This window comes from Paracoccus xiamenensis (genome assembly GCF_011308835.1).
Classification (GTDB): domain Bacteria; phylum Pseudomonadota; class Alphaproteobacteria; order Rhodobacterales; family Rhodobacteraceae; genus Paracoccus; species Paracoccus xiamenensis.
Genome location: NZ_JAAOHY010000002.1, coordinates 152,855 through 168,866, shown reverse-complemented (window position 1 = coordinate 168,866; position 16,012 = coordinate 152,855). Strand labels below are relative to the sequence as shown.

Sequence of the window (16,012 nt, the reverse complement as noted above, 5' to 3'; positions counted from 1 at the left end):
CTGTGGCTTTTCAGTGCACCGACGGCATTGCATGATGCGCGCATGAACCAGTCAGCCCCGTTTCGCCTTATCGCGTTTCTGCTTGTCCTTGCCTTGATGCCGCTGTCGGCCGGGGCCAGGATCATCGTCAAGGACGACTTCATCGCCGTGTCGAATGACAAGGGCGGCAATGTGCTGGAGATGGTGAAGACCCGGCAGCGGCTGGAACGCTCTGGCAAGGAAGTGCGGATCCGCGGCTATTGCCGGTCGGCCTGCACGATGCTGATCACGATGCGCAACGCCTGCCTTTCGCCCAATGCCACCGTCGGGTTCCATGCCCCGCGCATTCCCAACACCAAGATCATCCCGCCCTATGTCGATCAGATCATGGCGCATTTCTATCGCAATGGCATCTTGCGGAAATGGAACGAGGAATGGCGCCATAGCCTGAAGATGGTCAAGATCAGCGCGCGGGAATACAAACGGCTGGATCCGGCGACGCCTCTGTGCAAGGCCTAGCCTATTCGCGGAGGCGCCAACCGGTGCGGAAGATCCAGGCTATCGTGCCAAGGCAGACGACGATCATCAGCCCAACCGCCAGCAGCGACAGCCCGACCGGCACGTCAGCGAGGCCGAAGAATGACCAGCGGAAACCGGAAATCAGGTAAAGCACCGGGTTCATCTTGGCCACCGCCTCCCAGAACGGCGGCAGCATCGAGGCCGAATAGAAGGCGCCACCAAGGAAAACCAGCGGCGTGATGACCATCATCGGCACGATCTGAAGCTGCTCGAAATTCTTCGCCCACAGCCCGATGATGAAGCCCAGCAGCGAAAAGGCGAAGGCGGTCAGGAACAGGAAGGCCAGCATCCAGAAAGGATGCGCGATATGCACCCCGACGAAGAAGAAGCTGGTCAGCAGGATGATCAGCGCGATCAGGATGGATTTGCTGGCGGCGGCCCCGACAAAGCCGGCGGTGACCTCGATCCAGCCCGCGGGGGCCACGAGATATTCATAGATCGTGCCCGAGAACTTCGGGAAATAGATCCCGAATGCGGAGTTGGACACCGATTGCTGCAACACTGTCAGCATCATCAGACCCGGCACGATGAAAGCGCCGTAAGGGATACCCTCGACCGCCTGGATACGGCCGCCGATGGCAGCGCCGAAGACCACAAAGTACAGCACCGTCGACAGCACCGGCGAGGCGATGGATTGCCACACCGTGCGGAAGAAGCGCGTCATTTCATGGGTGTAGATCGCGCGCACCGCGCCCCGGTTGATCATGCGGCGTCCTCCGCCTTGTCGGTCACAAGGGACATGAACACCTCTTCAAGGCTGGATTGCTTGGTCGCCACGTCGCGGACCTGAATGCCCAGCCGCGCCAGATCGGCCAGCAGATGCGCGATTCCGGTCCGGTCCGAGCGGGTATCGTAATCATAGCCCAGACTGCGGCCATCCGCGGACAAGGTGATGCCGCGTTCGGCCAGTTCGGGCGGGCAGGCGGGCAGGGGCTCGTACAGATCGATCGTCAGGTGCTTCTTGCCAAATTCGCCCATCAGTTCGGCCGTGGGCTTCATCAGCAGCAGGTTGCCCTTGTTGATAACGCCTATACGGTCAGCCATTTCCTCGGCCTCTTCAAGGTAATGGGTGGTCAGGATGATCGTCACCCCGTCACGGCGCAACTGATCGACCACCTGCCACATTTCGCGGCGCAGGGCCACGTCGACGCCCGCCGTGGGTTCATCCAGAAACAGAACTTTCGGGTTATGTGACAGCGCCTTGGCGATCAGCACGCGGCGCTTCATGCCGCCCGACAACTCGCGCGTGGCGGCATCGCGCTTGTCCCACAGCGACAGGCTGCGCAGCACCTTTTCCAGATAGGCGTCGTCAGGCGGCGCGCCGTAAAGACCGCGGGTAAAGCGCACGGTGTTCAGCACCGTCTCGAACGGTTCCAGCGTGATTTCCTGCGGCACCAGCCCGATCAGCTTGCGCGCCGCGCGCCAGTCGTCGCGGATGTCATGGCCGCCTACGCGAACCGTGCCGCCTGTTGGCACCACCAGCCCGCAGATGATGGAAATCAGCGTTGTCTTGCCGGCACCGTTCGGGCCCAGCATGGCGACGATCTCGCCTTCGTCAATGCTCAGCGAGACATCGTTCAGGGCCTTGGGGCCGCGCGGATATTGCTTGCTGAGATGGTCGACTTCGATGATCGCGCTCATGGGCGACTCCTTGAATTTCATCGGGACGCTAGTGCGCGACTCTGGCCTTGTCCATCGGCACCGGCCAGCCCCGCCTGCATACGCATCGGGGTAAAGACAGGCGGGTGCCGCACATATCCATCAATGGCCGCAATACAAGGGGCAACGGGGTTTGGCCCCGGAAATACCGCCGCAACCCACAGCACGGGCGCCGCGAAAGCAGGCCGGGCCGCGATGGCCCGGCCAGACCCCGATCAGCCGCGCGCGGCCTTGACGCTTTCTTCCAGAATATCCAGCGCCTCTGCGAAGACCTCGTCCTGAATGGTCAGCGGCGCGAGGAAGCGGACGACATTGCCATAAACCCCGCAGGTCAGCAGGATGAGGTTGCGCTTCAGCGCCTCCTCGCGGACGCGGTTGGTCATTTCGGGGTTTGGCTTGTCGGTGCCGGCGATGTTGAACTCGACCGCGTTCATAAAGCCGGGGCCGCGAATGTCGACGATCTCGGGCACCTCGTCGCGCAGACCGGCAAGGCGCTGCTTCAGCCGCTGGCCCAGCCGTTCGGCGCGGTCGCACAGCTGTTCTTCTTCGATCACGTCCAGCACGGCATGGGCGGCGGCAACGCCCAGGGGGTTGCCGGCATAGGTGCCGCCAAGGCCGCCGGGGCCGGGGCTGTCCATCACCTCGGCCCGGCCAGTCACGGCGGAAATCGGCAGACCGCCGCCCAGACCCTTGGCCATGGTGGTGATATCGGCGGCAACGCCGTGATGTTCCATGGCGAACAATTTGCCGGTGCGGGCAAAGCCGGTTTGCACCTCGTCAGCAATCATCAGGATGCCGTGGGCATCGCAGACCTCGCGCAGCTTCTGCATGAAGCCCGCCGGGACTTCGTAGAAGCCGCCCTCGCCCTGCACTGGTTCGATGATGATCGCGGCGACGCGGCCGGGTTCCAGATCGGCCTTGAACAGCCGGTCGAGCGCATCCAGCGCCTCTTGCTGGCTGACGCCGTGCAGCTCGTTCGGGAAGGGCAGGTGCCAGATGTCGTTCATCATCGGCCCGAAGCCGGCCTTGTAGGGCTGGACCTTGCCGGTCAGCGCCATGCCCATGAAGGTGCGGCCGTGAAAGCCGCCGGCAAAGGAAATCACCGCCGGCCGCCCGGTATGGTGGCGGGCGATCTTGATGGCGTTTTCCACCGCCTCGGCGCCGGTGGTGGCGAAGATGGTCTTCTTCGGCTCTTCCCCCGGCAGCAGGCTGTTCAGACGCTCGGCCAGTTCGACATAGTTTTCATAGGGCACGACCTGGTGGCAGGTATGGGTGAAGCGATCCAGCTGGTCCTTGACCGCCGCCATCACCTTCGGGTGGCGATGCCCGGTATTGACCACCGCGATCCCGGCGGCAAAGTCGATATAGCGATTGCCGTCCTTGTCCCAGATCTCGGCGTTTTCGGCGCGATCGGCATAGATCTGGGTGGTCATGCCCACCCCGCGCGAAATGGCAGCGTTCTTGCGGTCTGTCAGCGTGGACATTTGCTCCCCCCTTAAATGGAATCTGTCGGGCGCGATCCTAGCGTCGGGAAATGAAGTCGAACAGGCCCCGCTTGCACGCGGGGCCTCGGTCGGGCATCGTCCCCAAAAGCCTATGAAAGTCCCCGATGTTTCCCATTCGCGACCATAACCCTTCCGAGCGCACGCCCTATGTCACCATCGGGCTGATCATCCTGAATGTGGTCATGTTCCTGCTGACCATGCCCTGGGCCATTGGCATGGTCGAGCTGTGGGACAGGCTGGCGCTGTATCCGGTGGCGGTAGTCAATGGCTACAACATGTGGGGTTTGGTCACGCATATGTTCCTGCATGCGGGACTGATGCATATCGCCGGAAACATGCTGTTCCTGTGGATCTTCGGCGACAATCTGGAAGACCAGATGGGCCATGTCGGGTTTCTGGTCTTCTATCTGGCTTGTGGGCTGGCGGCGGCGGGTGCACAGATCGCCGCCAACCCGAACGAAGGCGTCCCCATGGTCGGCGCATCGGGCGCGATTGCCGGGGTGATGGGGGCTTATCTGCTGCTGTTCCCCAAGGCCCGCGTCGACGTGATCGCGATCATCATCATCTATATCAAGATGCTGACCATCCCGGCTTGGGTCATGCTGGGCCTGTGGTTCCTGCTGCAATTGTTCAGCAGCTTCTGGACCTGGGGCGGCGACAGTGGCGTCGCCTATTGGGCGCATGCTGGTGGTTTCGTGGCGGGGATGATCCTGGCGGTTCCGTTGTTTCTGCGCCGGGGCGGCCCCCGCTTCTGGAACCGCACGCACGGCCACCCGCCGCATCCGCCGGTGGAATATACCCGCAGCCGCGTCCCGCAGGTCCGCCGATGACCCTGCCCGAGATTCACAACCCGCACCGCCTGACCTGCCATTGCGGCGCGGTCGAGCTGGCGGTGACCCTGTCCGACGGGCTGGCCACCGCGCGCCGCTGCGACTGTTCGTTCTGCCGCCGTCGCGGTGCCGTCGCGGTCAGCGCGCCGCTGGACGGCATCCGCATCGTCAGGGGTGAAGACGCACTAGGCCTGTATCAGTTCGGCACCAACACCGCGAAGCATTACTTCTGCAAGCATTGTGGCATCTATACCCACCACCAACGGCGGTCGAACCCGAACGAATATGGCGTCAATGCCGGCGCGCTGGAGGGGGTGAACCCCCGCGATCTCGACCCGGTGCCATGGTCAGACGGGGTCAACCATCCGTCTGATCGCTAGGCGCTTTCGCGCAGCATGACCACGGCGTTCCGGTCGCGCGGTTTCTGCCTGCGGGCTTCCGGATCAACTGCGCGGCAAGGCCTTCCACTGTCGATACAGTAGGTTTTCGTTATCCGGCATCCTGTTGCCCATAAGGTTTTCTGGGTCGGACGGATGATAGGCACCGTGGTTCTTGAACGCGACCTCGGCGCGCAGGCGTTCCGGATATTGTTCCTCATTATATTGAAGCGCGGCGATTGGGTGGGCCAGCCCCAGCGCGTGACCAAGTTCATGCGCCGCGATATGCGCCGCTCTTTCGTCGATCTTGTTGATGAAGACGTGATCCGAACCGAGCCCCGCGGCAAATCCACCCATGACCGCTGCCCCCTTATTGGGTTGCGGCATGACCCAGATCGACTTGGCGCCATGGCTGCCAAGACTTGCGCGCGCCAGATCGCCGACCTGCCGCAGTGACTTCAGCCACCACTCGGGCAGATCCTCATTGTCAAAAAGCACGCGCCTAAGACGATCATTGATGTCCCCGTCCGCGCCGAAAATCGCGTCCGGCCCGTCAAAGACCAGTCCCTGCGCTGCGGCCCTGATGGCCGGGGGCTCCGCATCGGCATCGAAATCGCCGAGATAGCGGACATCGAAGCTTATCAGCGCCTGCCTGTAGACCTTATCCAGATGCTCCTTGAGGGTGGCTGCATATTCGCTGAGCCCCGGCACCTGCCTGACATGCAGGCGGGTGCCGTCATTCGGATTGCGATATTTCGCGCTGCGGACCGAGATGCCGCCCAGACCGACCTTGATGGTTGCCATTTTACGGCACCAGATATGGAAATAGCCGACCAACTTGCCCCGGCACATCATCTTCAGGCTCGCCTCGCCTTCGGCCAATCCCCTGATCTTCAACATGCTGCCCTCGCCAACGGGCTTGGGGTCGACAATCGCCGCGACTGTCGAGGGCACGATTTCATAGCTACAGTTCGCGGTGCTGGAACAACCCACCAACTCGATCATCACGGCGGTTTCACCATTCAGCGGCACCGACACCCAGACTGCCCCATCAAGGGTTTCCCTGTCGGCCGGCAACGTCTTGGCCGCAGTCGGCTCGTCCCAGTAATTGGCTGCCCCCTTGGCCGCAGGGTCGGGTTTGCCCGCATTCAAAGCCGCCAATCGCTCGTGCGGATCGAACGGGCGGTTGCTGAGCGCGTCAAAACCATAGATGGGCGGCCCCATCGGGCCGGGATTGCCGAATGTCGCCACCAAGGGGCAGCAATCCACCGTCGCGCTGACGGTTCCGGTCGGGGCGTTTGCCGACAGGCATGTCGCCGGAGGTTGAACGGGCGGGGTGTTCGCCTGCGCTGTTGCCATAACCAATTACCTTTCGACCTCACTCTGTCAAAATGCGCCATGCAGCTGCGATGGCCGCTTCGGGGTCGGACTGCGCCCACGGCTTGAAAGGATCTTCGAAGAATCGCGGGCCGAATAAAAGCGCCAGCAGCATCGCCCTGCCCTCGGTGATCTCCTCCAGCAGCGCAAAGTCCTTCAGCCGCCTCCGGGTCGACGCAAGCGCAAGCGGCACTTGTCGCGCCGTTTTGGGCAGGAACGTCTGGATCAGGTCGTGCAGGCGGTTCTGGGTCAGCACCTGATCGTCGGGCAATTCAGCGAGATGACCGCGCAGATCCGACCACTGGCCCAGCAGTTCGGCCTGGGGGCTCTGCGCCTGCAAATCGGCATAGGCGGCGGCCATCGCCCCGGCCCTTGGCGCCGGCCCCGCGGCAATCAGCGGATGCATCGCGGGCAGGGTGCCGTCATGCAGGAACCACCCGCCCGAGGTCATCATCATCTGCGCCAGAAATGCGAAATCCTGCTTCATCGTCAGGCCCAGCCAGCGCCCGGTCGCCACCACATGCGCGCCGATTGCCTGCATCTGCGTCGCAGACCTGTCGGCCAGATCGCCCGGATATTCCTGCGCCAGCCACTGCGCGATCTGCCGCGACAGCGCGCGATAACTGACCTCTGCCAGCAGGGCCATGTCGGCGGCCTCGAACGTGACAGCGCGGCGCGGCTGACTGGGCGGCAGAACTGCCGAGGGGGTCATCCGCAGCATCTGTTGCGGGCCGGTCTGGACGATCATCTCGATCCGCTGGCCCGACGGCGTCGTGAAGATCTGCCCGATCCGTTCGGGATGATCGGCCATGCCGCCGAAATAGATCTGCGCCACAAGCGGATCCCAGAAGCGGAAGAAGACCCATTTCCCTGCACTGTCGCTGACCTTGGTGAAGCGGCGCAGATGGGCGCACAGCTCCTCTAGCGGGGCGGCACTGCGGATGAAGATCCCTGCGCCCTTGTCCCAAAGATGCCACGGCCGGGTCGAGGCGCGAAACAGGTTGCGGGTGAACTTGCCGCTGTCGTTCAGGCGAACCAGCCAGGGCGCGACCGGCTTCATCTGTTCGAAACTGGCACCCCGGAACAGGCAGACATGATCCAGACGCGAGGTTTCCAGCGTCTCGGGCAGGCTGGGAATGCGCGCCGCGTCCAGCAGCGCATAGTTGTGAACGCCGTCCTGATCGGGCGGAAACAGAATATCCGCAAGTGCCGCCGGCACGACGCCCATATCATCGCCGGGCGGTTCGATCCCGTTGATCTGTTGAAATGTCAGAAAGCGCGGCGCGGCACTTACCGCCGGAGAGGTTGCGTCATGTGACGCTTGCCAAACATCGTCAAACCAATCACCAGACACTTAGCAAGCATCCACAAAAAACACGCATTCTCCGGGTAGCATAAAGCCAACACCGGCGGAAGCGATGACGTGGACGTCAGGTCAAACGCGCAATCAGGCGGCCCGCACGCCCGTCGCGGCATAGTTCACCGACATGTCGCGATCCGACAGCGACCAGCCCCAGCTGAGCGGGTTGAACACCATTCCGCGCCGGTCCACCACGCGCAGGCCGGATTTCTGCATCATCGCCGCAAGCTCCTCGGGCGTGATGAAGCGCGCCCATTCATGCGTGCCCTTGGGCAGCCAGCGCATCACCCATTCGGCCCCGACAATGGCGGCGGCAAAGCTGCGGGCGGTGCGATTCAGCGTCGACATTACCAGCACACCGCCGGGACGCAGCAGGTCATGGCAAGTCTGGACGAAAGCGGGCGGTTCGGCCACGTGCTCGACGATTTCCATGGCCAGAACGACATCGAATCTTTCACCGGCGGCCAGCAGCGCCTCGGCGGTTTCGGCGCGATAGTCGATGTCCAGCCCGACCTGCTGGGCATGAAGGCGGGCGACCTCGATATTCTTCGCGGCGGCGTCGGCACCGATCACCGTCGCGCCCAAGCGCGCCATGGGTTCGGACAGCAACCCGCCGCCACAGCCGATATCCAGCAGCCGCAGACCTTCAAAGGGCCGAGGCGATTTCAGGTCGCGGCCGAATTCGGTGGCGATCTGCGTGGTGATATAGCCCAGCCGGACCGGGTTCATCATGTGCAGCGGCTTGAACTTGCCCTTCGGGTCCCACCACTCGGCGGCCATCGCCTCGAATTTGGCGATTTCAGACGGGTCTCGGCTGTCGGTGGTCATGGTCGGTCCTTTCACGCCCCTGCGGCGGCGTATATAGGATAGTCATGGATCGAACAGCAGGGCAAATCGGCGCAGCACGCCTTTACCCCCATCACGAACCCTTCGACCGGCACCGGATCGAGGTGGGCGACGGCCATACGCTTTATGTCGAGCAGTCGGGCAATCCCCGGGGCCGGCCGGTCGTGGTGCTTCATGGCGGTCCGGGCGGCGGATGCAGCCCGTTCATGCGGCGCTTCTTCGACCCCGAACATTACCGCATCGTTCTGTTCGATCAGCGCGGTTGCGGCTTGTCCAAGCCCCATGCCAGCGTCGAGGCAAACACCACCCCCCACCTGATCGCCGATATCGAGAAGATCCGGGAAACGCTGGGCATCGCCAAATGGGCCGTCTTTGGCGGCAGTTGGGGGGCGACGCTGGCGCTGGCTTACGCACAGACCCACGCGCAGGCCGTCACCGCACTGATCCTGCGCGGCGTTTTTCTGGGCGAGCAGGCAGAGCTGAACTGGTTTTATGGCGGCGGCGCGGCGCGGTTCTGGCCCGACCGCTGGGCGGAATTCTGCGCCCCGATCCCGGCCGAGGAGCAGGGCGACATGATCGCCGCCTATCACGCCCGGCTGTTTTCCGGCGATGACGCGACCGAGCGGCACTTTGCCCGCCGCTGGCTGATGTGGGAAAACGGGCTGGCCGGCATGGACATCGCCCATCCCGGCGGCGCGGCCTCGGATTACGCGCGCGCATTTGCGCGGCTGGAAAGCCATTATTTCCGCAACGGCTGCTTTCTGGACGAAGGCCAGCTGCTGCGTGACCGCGCCCGGATCGAACATATTCCCTGCCAGATCGTGCAGGGCCGCTATGACATGGTGTGTCCGCCCGATGCCGCCTGGCGCCTGGCCAAGGGCTGGCCGGGCTGCAAGCTGCGCCTGATCCCGGTTTCCGGCCATGCGTTAAGCGAGCCGCGCATCGCCGCCGAACTGGTCGCGGTCATGGACGAGATGAGGGGCGACAGCGCATGACAGCATTTTACTTTCTGGTTTTCCTTTCAGCCGCCGCTGCTGCCGCAACAACTGGCAGCCTGTTCCTGCCGGGGGCGTGGTATCAGTCGCTCAAGAAACCCGACTGGACGCCGCCGAAAAAGGCCTTTCCGATTGTCTGGACGGCGCTCTACGTCGCGTCGGCAATCGCGGCGACGCGCGTCGCGCTGAGCGACAATCCCGCACCGGGGCTGGCGTTGTGGTCTTTGCAGATCGCGCTGAACACCCTGTGGACACCGGTTTTCTTCGGGGCGCATCGGATGGGCATGGGAATGATCGTCATTGCGCTGCTCTGGCTGGTTCTGGCGATATCCTGCGTGGTCTTCCTGCGCATCGACCTGATTGCGGGACTTCTGATGCTGCCCTATTTCGCCTGGGTCGGGCTTGCCTCGGCGCTGAACTGGCGCATCTGGCGGGACAACCGCGATTCAGCTTGATTTCCGGCAAATCCGGGACTATATCCACATCCAACAGCGGTGCAGGCTTCCACCCCCTGCGCCACCGAAAGCATGACGGGCCGCTGTGGGCCCGTTTTTCATTTCTGGGATGCTCATGTCGAACGACCTGATTGCCAAGACTGCCATCGACCGCCGACTGGCGGAAATCCTGATCCCCGTAATCGAGGATATGGGCTTTGAACTTGTCCGCCTGCGCCTGCAGGGTGGCAAGATTGCGACGCTGCAGATCATGGCCGACCGCCCCGAAGGCGGCATCAATGTCGACGATTGCGCAGAAATTTCCACCATGGTCAGCGCCACGCTGGACGTGGAGGATCCCATTGAAGACAAATACAATCTTGAGGTTTCCAGCCCCGGCATCGACCGGCCGCTGACGCGCCTGAAGGATTTCGAAACCTTCGAAGGCTATGACGCCAAGCTGGAAACCAACCAGTCCATCGACGGCCGCAAGCGCTTTACCGGCGTGCTGGCGGGGGTCGAGGGCGAGGACGTTCTGATCAATATCGAGGTCGGGGGCGAGACCCAGACCATCGGGCTGAATTTCGACTGGCTGGCCGATGCCAAACTGCTGCTGACCGACGAGCTGATCGCCGAAATGCTGCGCCAGAAGAAAGAGGCCGGGGTCGAGATCGACAATCTCGACGAATCAATGTTCGACGAAATCCAAACCGAAGACGGCGACCAAGACGACGCCGCAACGAAGGAGTAAGTGATGGCAATCACCTCTGCCAACCAGCTGGAGCTGCTGCAAACCGCCGAGGCCGTGGCCCGCGAGAAGATGATCGAACCGGGTCTCGTCATCGAGGCGATGGAAGACAGCCTCGCCCGCGCCGCCAAGTCGCGCTACGGCGCCGAGATGGACATCCGCGTCAGCATCGACCGCAAGACCGGCAACGCCACCTTCACCCGCGTCCGCACCGTGGTCGAAGACGAACTGGTTGAAAACTACCAGGCCGAATTCACCGCCGAACAGGCCAAGCCCTATTTCGAACGCCAGAAGGATCCGGCGAACTACTGGTCGCGCGAAGGCGAGAAGCTGGAAGATTTCGCAGGCCTGCCGCAAGTCGGCGACGTATTCCAGGAACAGGTTCCCCCGGTCGAACTGGGCCGCATCGCCGCGCAATCGGCCAAGCAGGTGATCCTGCAAAAGGTCCGCGAGGCCGAACGCGACCGTCAGTATGAAGAATTCAAGGACCGCGCCGGCACCATCATCAACGGCGTCGTCAAGCGCGAGGAATACGGCAACATCATCGTCGATGTCGGCCGTGGCGAGGCGATCCTGCGCCGCAACGAAAAGATCGGCCGCGAAAGCTATCGCCCGAACGACCGCATCCGCGCCTATGTCAAGGATGTCCGCCGCGAAACCCGCGGCCCGCAGATCTTCCTGTCGCGCACCGATCCGCAATTCATGGCGGAACTGTTCAAGATGGAAGTGCCGGAAATCTATGACGGCGTGATCGAGATCAAGGCCGTCGCCCGCGATCCGGGCAGCCGCGCCAAGATTGCGGTGATCAGCTATGACAACTCGATTGACCCGGTCGGCGCCTGTGTCGGTATGCGCGGCAGCCGCGTGCAGGCCGTTGTGGGCGAATTGCAGGGCGAAAAGATCGACATCATTCCGTGGAATGAAGATCAGGCCACCTTCCTGGTGAACGCGCTGCAACCGGCCGAAGTCAGCAAGGTCGTCGTCGACGAAGACGCCCCCCGGATCGAGGTGGTGGTGCCCGAAGAACAGCTGTCGCTGGCCATCGGCCGTCGCGGCCAGAACGTGCGTCTGGCCAGCCAGCTGACCGGCCTCGACATCGACATCCTGACCGAGGAAGAAGAATCCAAGCGGCGCCAGGCGGAATTCAACGCCCGCACCAAGCTGTTCATGGACAATCTGGACCTTGACGAATTCTTCGCTCAGCTTCTGGTCGCCGAAGGCTTCACCAACCTGGAAGAAGTCGCTTACGTCGATCAGGACGAGCTGCTGTCGATCGACGGTGTGGACGAAGATACCGCCAACGAATTGCAGGCCCGCGCCCGCGACGTGATCGAAGCTGCCAACCGTCAGGCACTGGAAAACGCCCGCGCGCTTGGCGTCGAGGACAGCCTTGTTGAATTCGAGGGCCTGACGCCCCAGATGATTGAGGCACTGGCCAAGGACGGCGTCAAAACGCTGGAAGACTTTGCCACCTGCGCCGACTGGGAACTGGCCGGCGGCTGGACCACGGTGAACAACCAGCGCGTCAAGGATGACGGCCTGCTTGAACCTTTCGGCGTCACGCTGGAAGCCGCGCAGGACATGATCATGACCGCACGCGTCATGCTGGGCTGGGTCGATCCCGACGAACTCGCCTCGGCCGAGGAAGACGAGACCGTTGAAGACGCGGAGGCCGGGGCCTGATCGCCCCGGAACGGGCGCCATGACGCGGGGCGGACGCGAAAAAGACACGGATCTGGCCGAACGGCGTTGCCTCGTCACCGGCGAGGTGCAACCGAAAGCGGGTCTGATCCGTTTCGTGTTGGGTCCCGACGGGATCGTGGTGCCCGATCTTGCCGAAAAGCTGCCCGGCCGTGGATTCTGGCTGGCGGCAGATCGTGCGGTGATCGACCGCGCCATCGCCAAGGGACTGTTTTCACGCGGCGCCAAGGCACCCGCGAAACCGCCGGAGGGCTTGGCAGAACTGTTGGAAACCGGACTGGCGAAGCGGGTAATCGAACTCGTATCGCTTGCGCGGAAATCCGGCCGCGCCGTGGCCGGTTTCGAAAAGGTAAAGGACTGGCTTGCGGCCGGTCAGGTGAAGGTTCTTCTTCAGGCGTCGGACGGATCCGAACGCGGCAAGGGGAAGCTGTGGACACCAGAAGGGGCACGCTGGTTTGGCTGTCTCACCGCATCAGAATTGGGTTTGGCTTTCGGGCGCGATCATGTCATACACAGCGCGCTTTCAAGGGGCGGACTCGCAGACAAGGTCATCCGGGACGCTGGCAGGCTGAATGGCCTGCGGGGGCAATCGGCCATCCGGGCCGGGAAGGAATAAGACGCAGATGAGCGATACAGACGGCAAGAAACCACTGGGTCTCGGCGGCAACCGCCCGGGTCAGGTGAAACAGAGCTTCAGCCATGGCCGCACGAAAAGTGTCGTGGTCGAAACCAAGCGCAAGCGCGTTGTGGTGCCGAAACCGGGTGCGCCGGCAACAGGTGACAAATCGCGTTCGGCCACGCCCGAAAACGTGGCCAAGGCCGTTGCCTCGTCCACGAAGCGCCCGGCCGGCATCTCCGACGCGGAAATGGAGCGTCGCCTGAAGGCATTGGCAGCCGCCAAAGCCCGCGAGGCCGAGGAAGCCGCCGCCCGCGCCGCCGAGGAAAAGGCCCGCGAAGAAGAACGCGAACGCCGCCGCGCCGAAATCGAGGCGAAGGAGCGTGAGGACCGCGAGCGCGAGGAAATGCTGCGCGCCAAGGAAGAAGAGGACGCCCGCAAGGCCGAAGAAGCCAAGCTGCGCGCCCAGAAGAAGGAAGAGGTGCGCAAGCCCTCTGGCGCGGCCTCGGCTGCGGCCCCAGTCGATGCGGCGGCAGCCCAGGCGGCTGCTTCGCGCGCCGAAACCAAGGGCGTCTCGACCCGTCCGGCCCGCCCGGACCGCGAGCGCGCCACCGACGACCGCGATTCGCGCAACAAGAACGACCGCGACGCCCGCCGCACCGGCAAACTGTCGGTCACCGCTGCGCTTTCGGGCGAAGGTGGCCGCCAGCGCAGCCTGGCCGCGATGAAGCGCAAGCAGGAACGCGCCAAGCAGAAGGCGATGGGCGGATCGGTCCGCGCCGAAAAGCAGGTGCGCGAAGTGCAGCTGCCCGAAGCCATCGTTGTCAGCGAGCTGGCGAACCGCATGGCCGAACGCGCCGCCGATGTGGTCAAGTCGCTGATGAAAATGGGCATGATGGTGTCGATGAACCAATCCATCGACGCCGACACCGCCGAACTGGTGATCGATGAATTCGGCCACCGCGCGGTTCGTGTCTCGGACGCCGATGTCGAACAGGTCATCGACCAGATCGAGGACAAGGCCGAAGACCTGCAGTCGCGCCCGCCGATCATCACGATCATGGGCCATGTCGACCACGGCAAGACCTCGCTGCTGGACAAGATCCGTCACGCAAACGTCGTTTCCGGCGAAGCGGGCGGCATTACCCAGCATATCGGCGCCTATCAGGTGACGACCGAAAGCGGCGCGGTGCTCAGCTTCCTCGACACGCCCGGCCACGCGGCCTTTACCAGCATGCGTGCGCGCGGCGCGAACGTCACCGACATCGTCGTGCTGGTGGTTGCGGCGGATGACGCCGTGATGCCGCAGACGGTCGAGGCGATCAACCACGCCAAGGCGGCCAAGGTGCCGATGATCGTGGCGATCAACAAGGTCGACAAGCCCGACGCCAACGCCCAGAAGGTCCGCACAGACCTGCTTCAATACGAAGTCGTGGTCGAGGAAATGGGCGGCGAGGTTCAGGCGGTCGAGGTTTCGGCCAAGACTGGCCTTGGCCTTGATAACCTGCTGGAAGCCATCGCCCTGCAGGCCGAGATCCTTGAACTGAAGGCCAACCCCGACCGCTCTGCCCAGGGCGCCGTGATCGAGGCGAAGCTGGATGTGGGTCGCGGTCCCGTGGCCACGGTTCTGGTCCAGAACGGCACCCTGCGTCGCGGCGATATCTTCGTCGTCGGCGAACAGTGGGGCAAGGTCCGCGCGCTGATCAACGATCAGGGCGAACGCGTCGAAGAAGCCGGCCCGTCCGTTCCGGTCGAGGTTCTGGGTCTGAACGGCACGCCCGAAGCCGGCGACGTTCTGAACGTGGTCGAAACCGAAGCGCAGGCCCGCGAAATCGCCGATTACCGCGAGCAGGCCGCCAAGGACAAACGCGCCGCCGCCGGTGCCGCGACGACGCTGGAACAGCTGATGGCCAAGGCCAAGGCCGATGAAAGCGTGTCGGAACTGCCGGTCGTGCTGAAAGCCGACGTGCAGGGCTCGGCCGAGGCGATCGTGCAGGCCCTTGAAAAGGTCGGCAACGATGAGGTCCGCGTCCGCGTGCTGCATTACGGCGTCGGCGCGATCACCGAATCCGATATCGGTCTGGCCGAAGCCTCGGGCGCGCCGGTCATCGGCTTCAACGTCCGCGCCAACGCGCCCGCCCGCAACTCGGCCAACCAGAAGGGTGTCGAGATCCGCTATTACTCGATCATCTACGATCTGGTGGACGACATCAAAGCGGCGGCCTCGGGCCTGCTGTCCAACGAAGTGCGCGAAAACTTCATCGGCTATGCCGAGATCCGCGAAGTCTTCAAGGTTACGGGCGTCGGCAAGGTTGCCGGCTGTCTGGTCACCGAAGGCGTGGCGCGTCGTTCCGCCGGCGTCCGCCTGCTGCGCGACAACGTTGTGATCCACGAAGGCACGCTGAAAACGCTGAAGCGCTTCAAGGACGAAGTGAAGGAAGTGCAGAGCGGTCAGGAATGCGGCATGGCCTTCGAAAACTACGACGACATCCGCCCCGGCGACGTCATCGAGATCTTCGAGCGTGAAGAGGTCGCACGGACGCTGTAAGGGCACATCCGCTTTAACCTTAGGTTTGAGAATACAAAGGGCTCGCTAATAGCGGGCCCTTTTCTCATCTGCATCTAGGCGTCTGCAAATTATCCACAGAATTACCCATAGGTTTGCCCACAGATTTCGGCTTTTTCCAGTTGAAGCGTGGGGGTGACTTAGGAGATATTGATCTCGACGCCCGCCGTCACACCATATGTTGCTCTAAGCCCCAGAGATTGAGATCAGGGGTACACGGGGTACTCCATGGGCCGGGACATGCCCGGATTATAATGGAGAAACATCATGGTGATAAACTGTGGTTGGCCGAAACCGGTGAGCGTATGCTCATATATCCGGTTTCGGCTTGGGCGGTGGGAGCACGTATGTGCACACTGCCGCTCGTATCCGTCTCGGTAATGTCTTTCACCGGACACCGAGACTGACCTGAAGCGACGCGCGGGCGTCACCAAACCATT

14 protein-coding genes and 2 pseudogenes are annotated in these 16,012 nt (G+C 63.0%); 10 read left to right on the top strand and 6 right to left on the bottom strand.

Features of this window, described 5'->3' with window-relative positions; genetic code table 11:
* The first annotated feature begins 42 nt into the window (after window positions 1-42).
* Window positions 43-498 carry a hypothetical protein gene (locus tag G7044_RS07605; protein ID WP_207630222.1) on the top strand — a complete coding sequence of 152 codons (456 nt, stop codon included), beginning with the start codon at window positions 43-45 and terminating at the stop codon, window positions 496-498.
* Window position 499: 1 nt separating this feature from the next.
* On the opposite strand, the gene G7044_RS07600 is transcribed toward G7044_RS07605, so the two are convergent.
* From G7044_RS07600 to G7044_RS07590, 3 genes are all read right to left on the bottom strand, one after another.
* A complete protein-coding gene (locus tag G7044_RS07600; protein WP_166327968.1) occupies window positions 500-1,261 on the bottom strand; it encodes an ABC transporter permease in 762 nt (253 codons plus the stop codon).
* Window positions 1,261-2,199 carry an ABC transporter ATP-binding protein gene (locus G7044_RS07595; RefSeq protein WP_166327739.1) on the bottom strand — a complete coding sequence of 313 codons (939 nt, stop codon included), beginning with the start codon at window positions 2,197-2,199 and terminating at the stop codon, window positions 1,261-1,263. Before G7044_RS07595 ends, G7044_RS07600 begins: the two co-directional genes overlap by 1 nt.
* A gap of 233 nt (window positions 2,200-2,432) precedes the next feature.
* The gene (locus tag G7044_RS07590; RefSeq protein WP_166327737.1) at window positions 2,433-3,701 is read right to left on the bottom strand and encodes a 4-aminobutyrate--2-oxoglutarate transaminase; all 1,269 of its coding nucleotides are present in this window, start codon (window positions 3,699-3,701) and stop codon (window positions 2,433-2,435) included.
* A 125-nt stretch (window positions 3,702-3,826) separates the two neighbouring features.
* Here G7044_RS07590 and G7044_RS07585 point away from each other — a divergent pair, with 125 nt between their 5' ends.
* Together G7044_RS07585 and G7044_RS07580 are read left to right on the top strand one after the other, a co-directional pair.
* Complete coding sequence (locus G7044_RS07585) at window positions 3,827-4,552, top strand: rhomboid family intramembrane serine protease (protein ID WP_166327735.1); 726 nt, start codon at window positions 3,827-3,829, stop codon at window positions 4,550-4,552.
* Window positions 4,549-4,932, top strand: coding sequence for a GFA family protein (locus G7044_RS07580; protein WP_166327733.1), 384 nt, complete (start codon window positions 4,549-4,551; stop codon window positions 4,930-4,932). The genes G7044_RS07585 and G7044_RS07580 overlap by 4 nt, the downstream gene beginning before the upstream one ends.
* 63 nt (window positions 4,933-4,995) lie before the next feature.
* On the opposite strand, the gene G7044_RS07575 is transcribed toward G7044_RS07580, so the two are convergent.
* From G7044_RS07575 to ubiG, 3 genes are all read right to left on the bottom strand, one after another.
* On the bottom strand, window positions 4,996-6,288 hold the full coding sequence (locus tag G7044_RS07575; RefSeq protein WP_166327731.1) for a zinc metalloprotease: 1,293 nt from the start codon (window positions 6,286-6,288) through the stop codon (window positions 4,996-4,998).
* Between the two features lie 19 nt (window positions 6,289-6,307).
* The gene (locus tag G7044_RS07570) at window positions 6,308-7,660 is read right to left on the bottom strand and encodes a DUF4123 domain-containing protein (RefSeq protein WP_166327729.1); all 1,353 of its coding nucleotides are present in this window, start codon (window positions 7,658-7,660) and stop codon (window positions 6,308-6,310) included.
* A gap of 93 nt (window positions 7,661-7,753) precedes the next feature.
* The gene (gene ubiG, locus G7044_RS07565; protein WP_166327727.1) at window positions 7,754-8,494 is read right to left on the bottom strand and encodes a bifunctional 2-polyprenyl-6-hydroxyphenol methylase/3-demethylubiquinol 3-O-methyltransferase UbiG; all 741 of its coding nucleotides are present in this window, start codon (window positions 8,492-8,494) and stop codon (window positions 7,754-7,756) included.
* Window positions 8,495-8,538: 44 nt separating this feature from the next.
* Between ubiG and pip the strand changes: the two genes are divergently transcribed.
* The 7 genes and pseudogenes from pip to infB all read left to right on the top strand — a co-directional run.
* Window positions 8,539-9,507: a prolyl aminopeptidase gene (pip, locus tag G7044_RS07560; protein ID WP_166327725.1), complete on the top strand. Its 969-nt coding sequence runs from the start codon at window positions 8,539-8,541 to the stop codon at window positions 9,505-9,507.
* On the top strand, window positions 9,504-9,962 hold the full coding sequence (tspO, locus tag G7044_RS07555; protein ID WP_166327723.1) for a tryptophan-rich sensory protein TspO: 459 nt from the start codon (window positions 9,504-9,506) through the stop codon (window positions 9,960-9,962). The genes pip and tspO overlap by 4 nt, the downstream gene beginning before the upstream one ends.
* A gap of 115 nt (window positions 9,963-10,077) precedes the next feature.
* Window positions 10,078-10,692 carry a ribosome maturation factor RimP gene (gene rimP / locus G7044_RS07550; RefSeq protein WP_166327721.1) on the top strand — a complete coding sequence of 205 codons (615 nt, stop codon included), beginning with the start codon at window positions 10,078-10,080 and terminating at the stop codon, window positions 10,690-10,692.
* Between the two features lie 3 nt (window positions 10,693-10,695).
* On the top strand, window positions 10,696-12,372 hold the full coding sequence (nusA, locus tag G7044_RS07545; RefSeq protein ID WP_166327719.1) for a transcription termination factor NusA: 1,677 nt from the start codon (window positions 10,696-10,698) through the stop codon (window positions 12,370-12,372).
* 19 nt (window positions 12,373-12,391) lie between these two features.
* Window positions 12,392-13,006: an RNA-binding protein gene (locus G7044_RS07540; RefSeq protein WP_166327717.1), complete on the top strand. Its 615-nt coding sequence runs from the start codon at window positions 12,392-12,394 to the stop codon at window positions 13,004-13,006.
* 7 nt (window positions 13,007-13,013) lie between these two features.
* Window positions 13,014-13,434 (top strand): annotated as a pseudogene (locus G7044_RS18230) (translation initiation factor IF-2 associated domain-containing protein); the annotation flags it as partial.
* A gap of 161 nt (window positions 13,435-13,595) precedes the next feature.
* A pseudogene (gene infB / locus G7044_RS07535) lies at window positions 13,596-15,554 on the top strand (translation initiation factor IF-2); the annotation flags it as partial.
* Between the last annotated feature and the right edge of the window lie 458 nt (window positions 15,555-16,012).

Bases quoted from the DNA above. Each gene is read 5' to 3' on its own strand.
- G7044_RS07580 (WP_166327733.1), top strand. From the start codon at position 4,549: ATGACCCTGCCCGAGATTCACAACCCGCACCGCCTGACCTGCCATTGC.
- tspO (WP_166327723.1), top strand. From the start codon at position 9,504: ATGACAGCATTTTACTTTCTGGTTTTCCTTTCAGCCGCCGCTGCTGCC.
- G7044_RS07605 (WP_207630222.1), top strand. From the start codon at position 43: ATGAACCAGTCAGCCCCGTTTCGCCTTATCGCGTTTCTGCTTGTCCTT.
- nusA (WP_166327719.1), top strand. From the start codon at position 10,696: ATGGCAATCACCTCTGCCAACCAGCTGGAGCTGCTGCAAACCGCCGAG.
- G7044_RS07575 (WP_166327731.1), bottom strand. From the start codon at position 6,288: ATGGCAACAGCGCAGGCGAACACCCCGCCCGTTCAACCTCCGGCGACA.
- G7044_RS07540 (WP_166327717.1), top strand. From the start codon at position 12,392: ATGACGCGGGGCGGACGCGAAAAAGACACGGATCTGGCCGAACGGCGT.
- ubiG (WP_166327727.1), bottom strand. From the start codon at position 8,494: ATGACCACCGACAGCCGAGACCCGTCTGAAATCGCCAAATTCGAGGCG.
- G7044_RS07595 (WP_166327739.1), bottom strand. From the start codon at position 2,199: ATGAGCGCGATCATCGAAGTCGACCATCTCAGCAAGCAATATCCGCGC.
- pip (WP_166327725.1), top strand. From the start codon at position 8,539: ATGGATCGAACAGCAGGGCAAATCGGCGCAGCACGCCTTTACCCCCAT.
- rimP (WP_166327721.1), top strand. From the start codon at position 10,078: ATGTCGAACGACCTGATTGCCAAGACTGCCATCGACCGCCGACTGGCG.
- G7044_RS07590 (WP_166327737.1), bottom strand. From the start codon at position 3,701: ATGTCCACGCTGACAGACCGCAAGAACGCTGCCATTTCGCGCGGGGTG.
- G7044_RS07585 (WP_166327735.1), top strand. From the start codon at position 3,827: ATGTTTCCCATTCGCGACCATAACCCTTCCGAGCGCACGCCCTATGTC.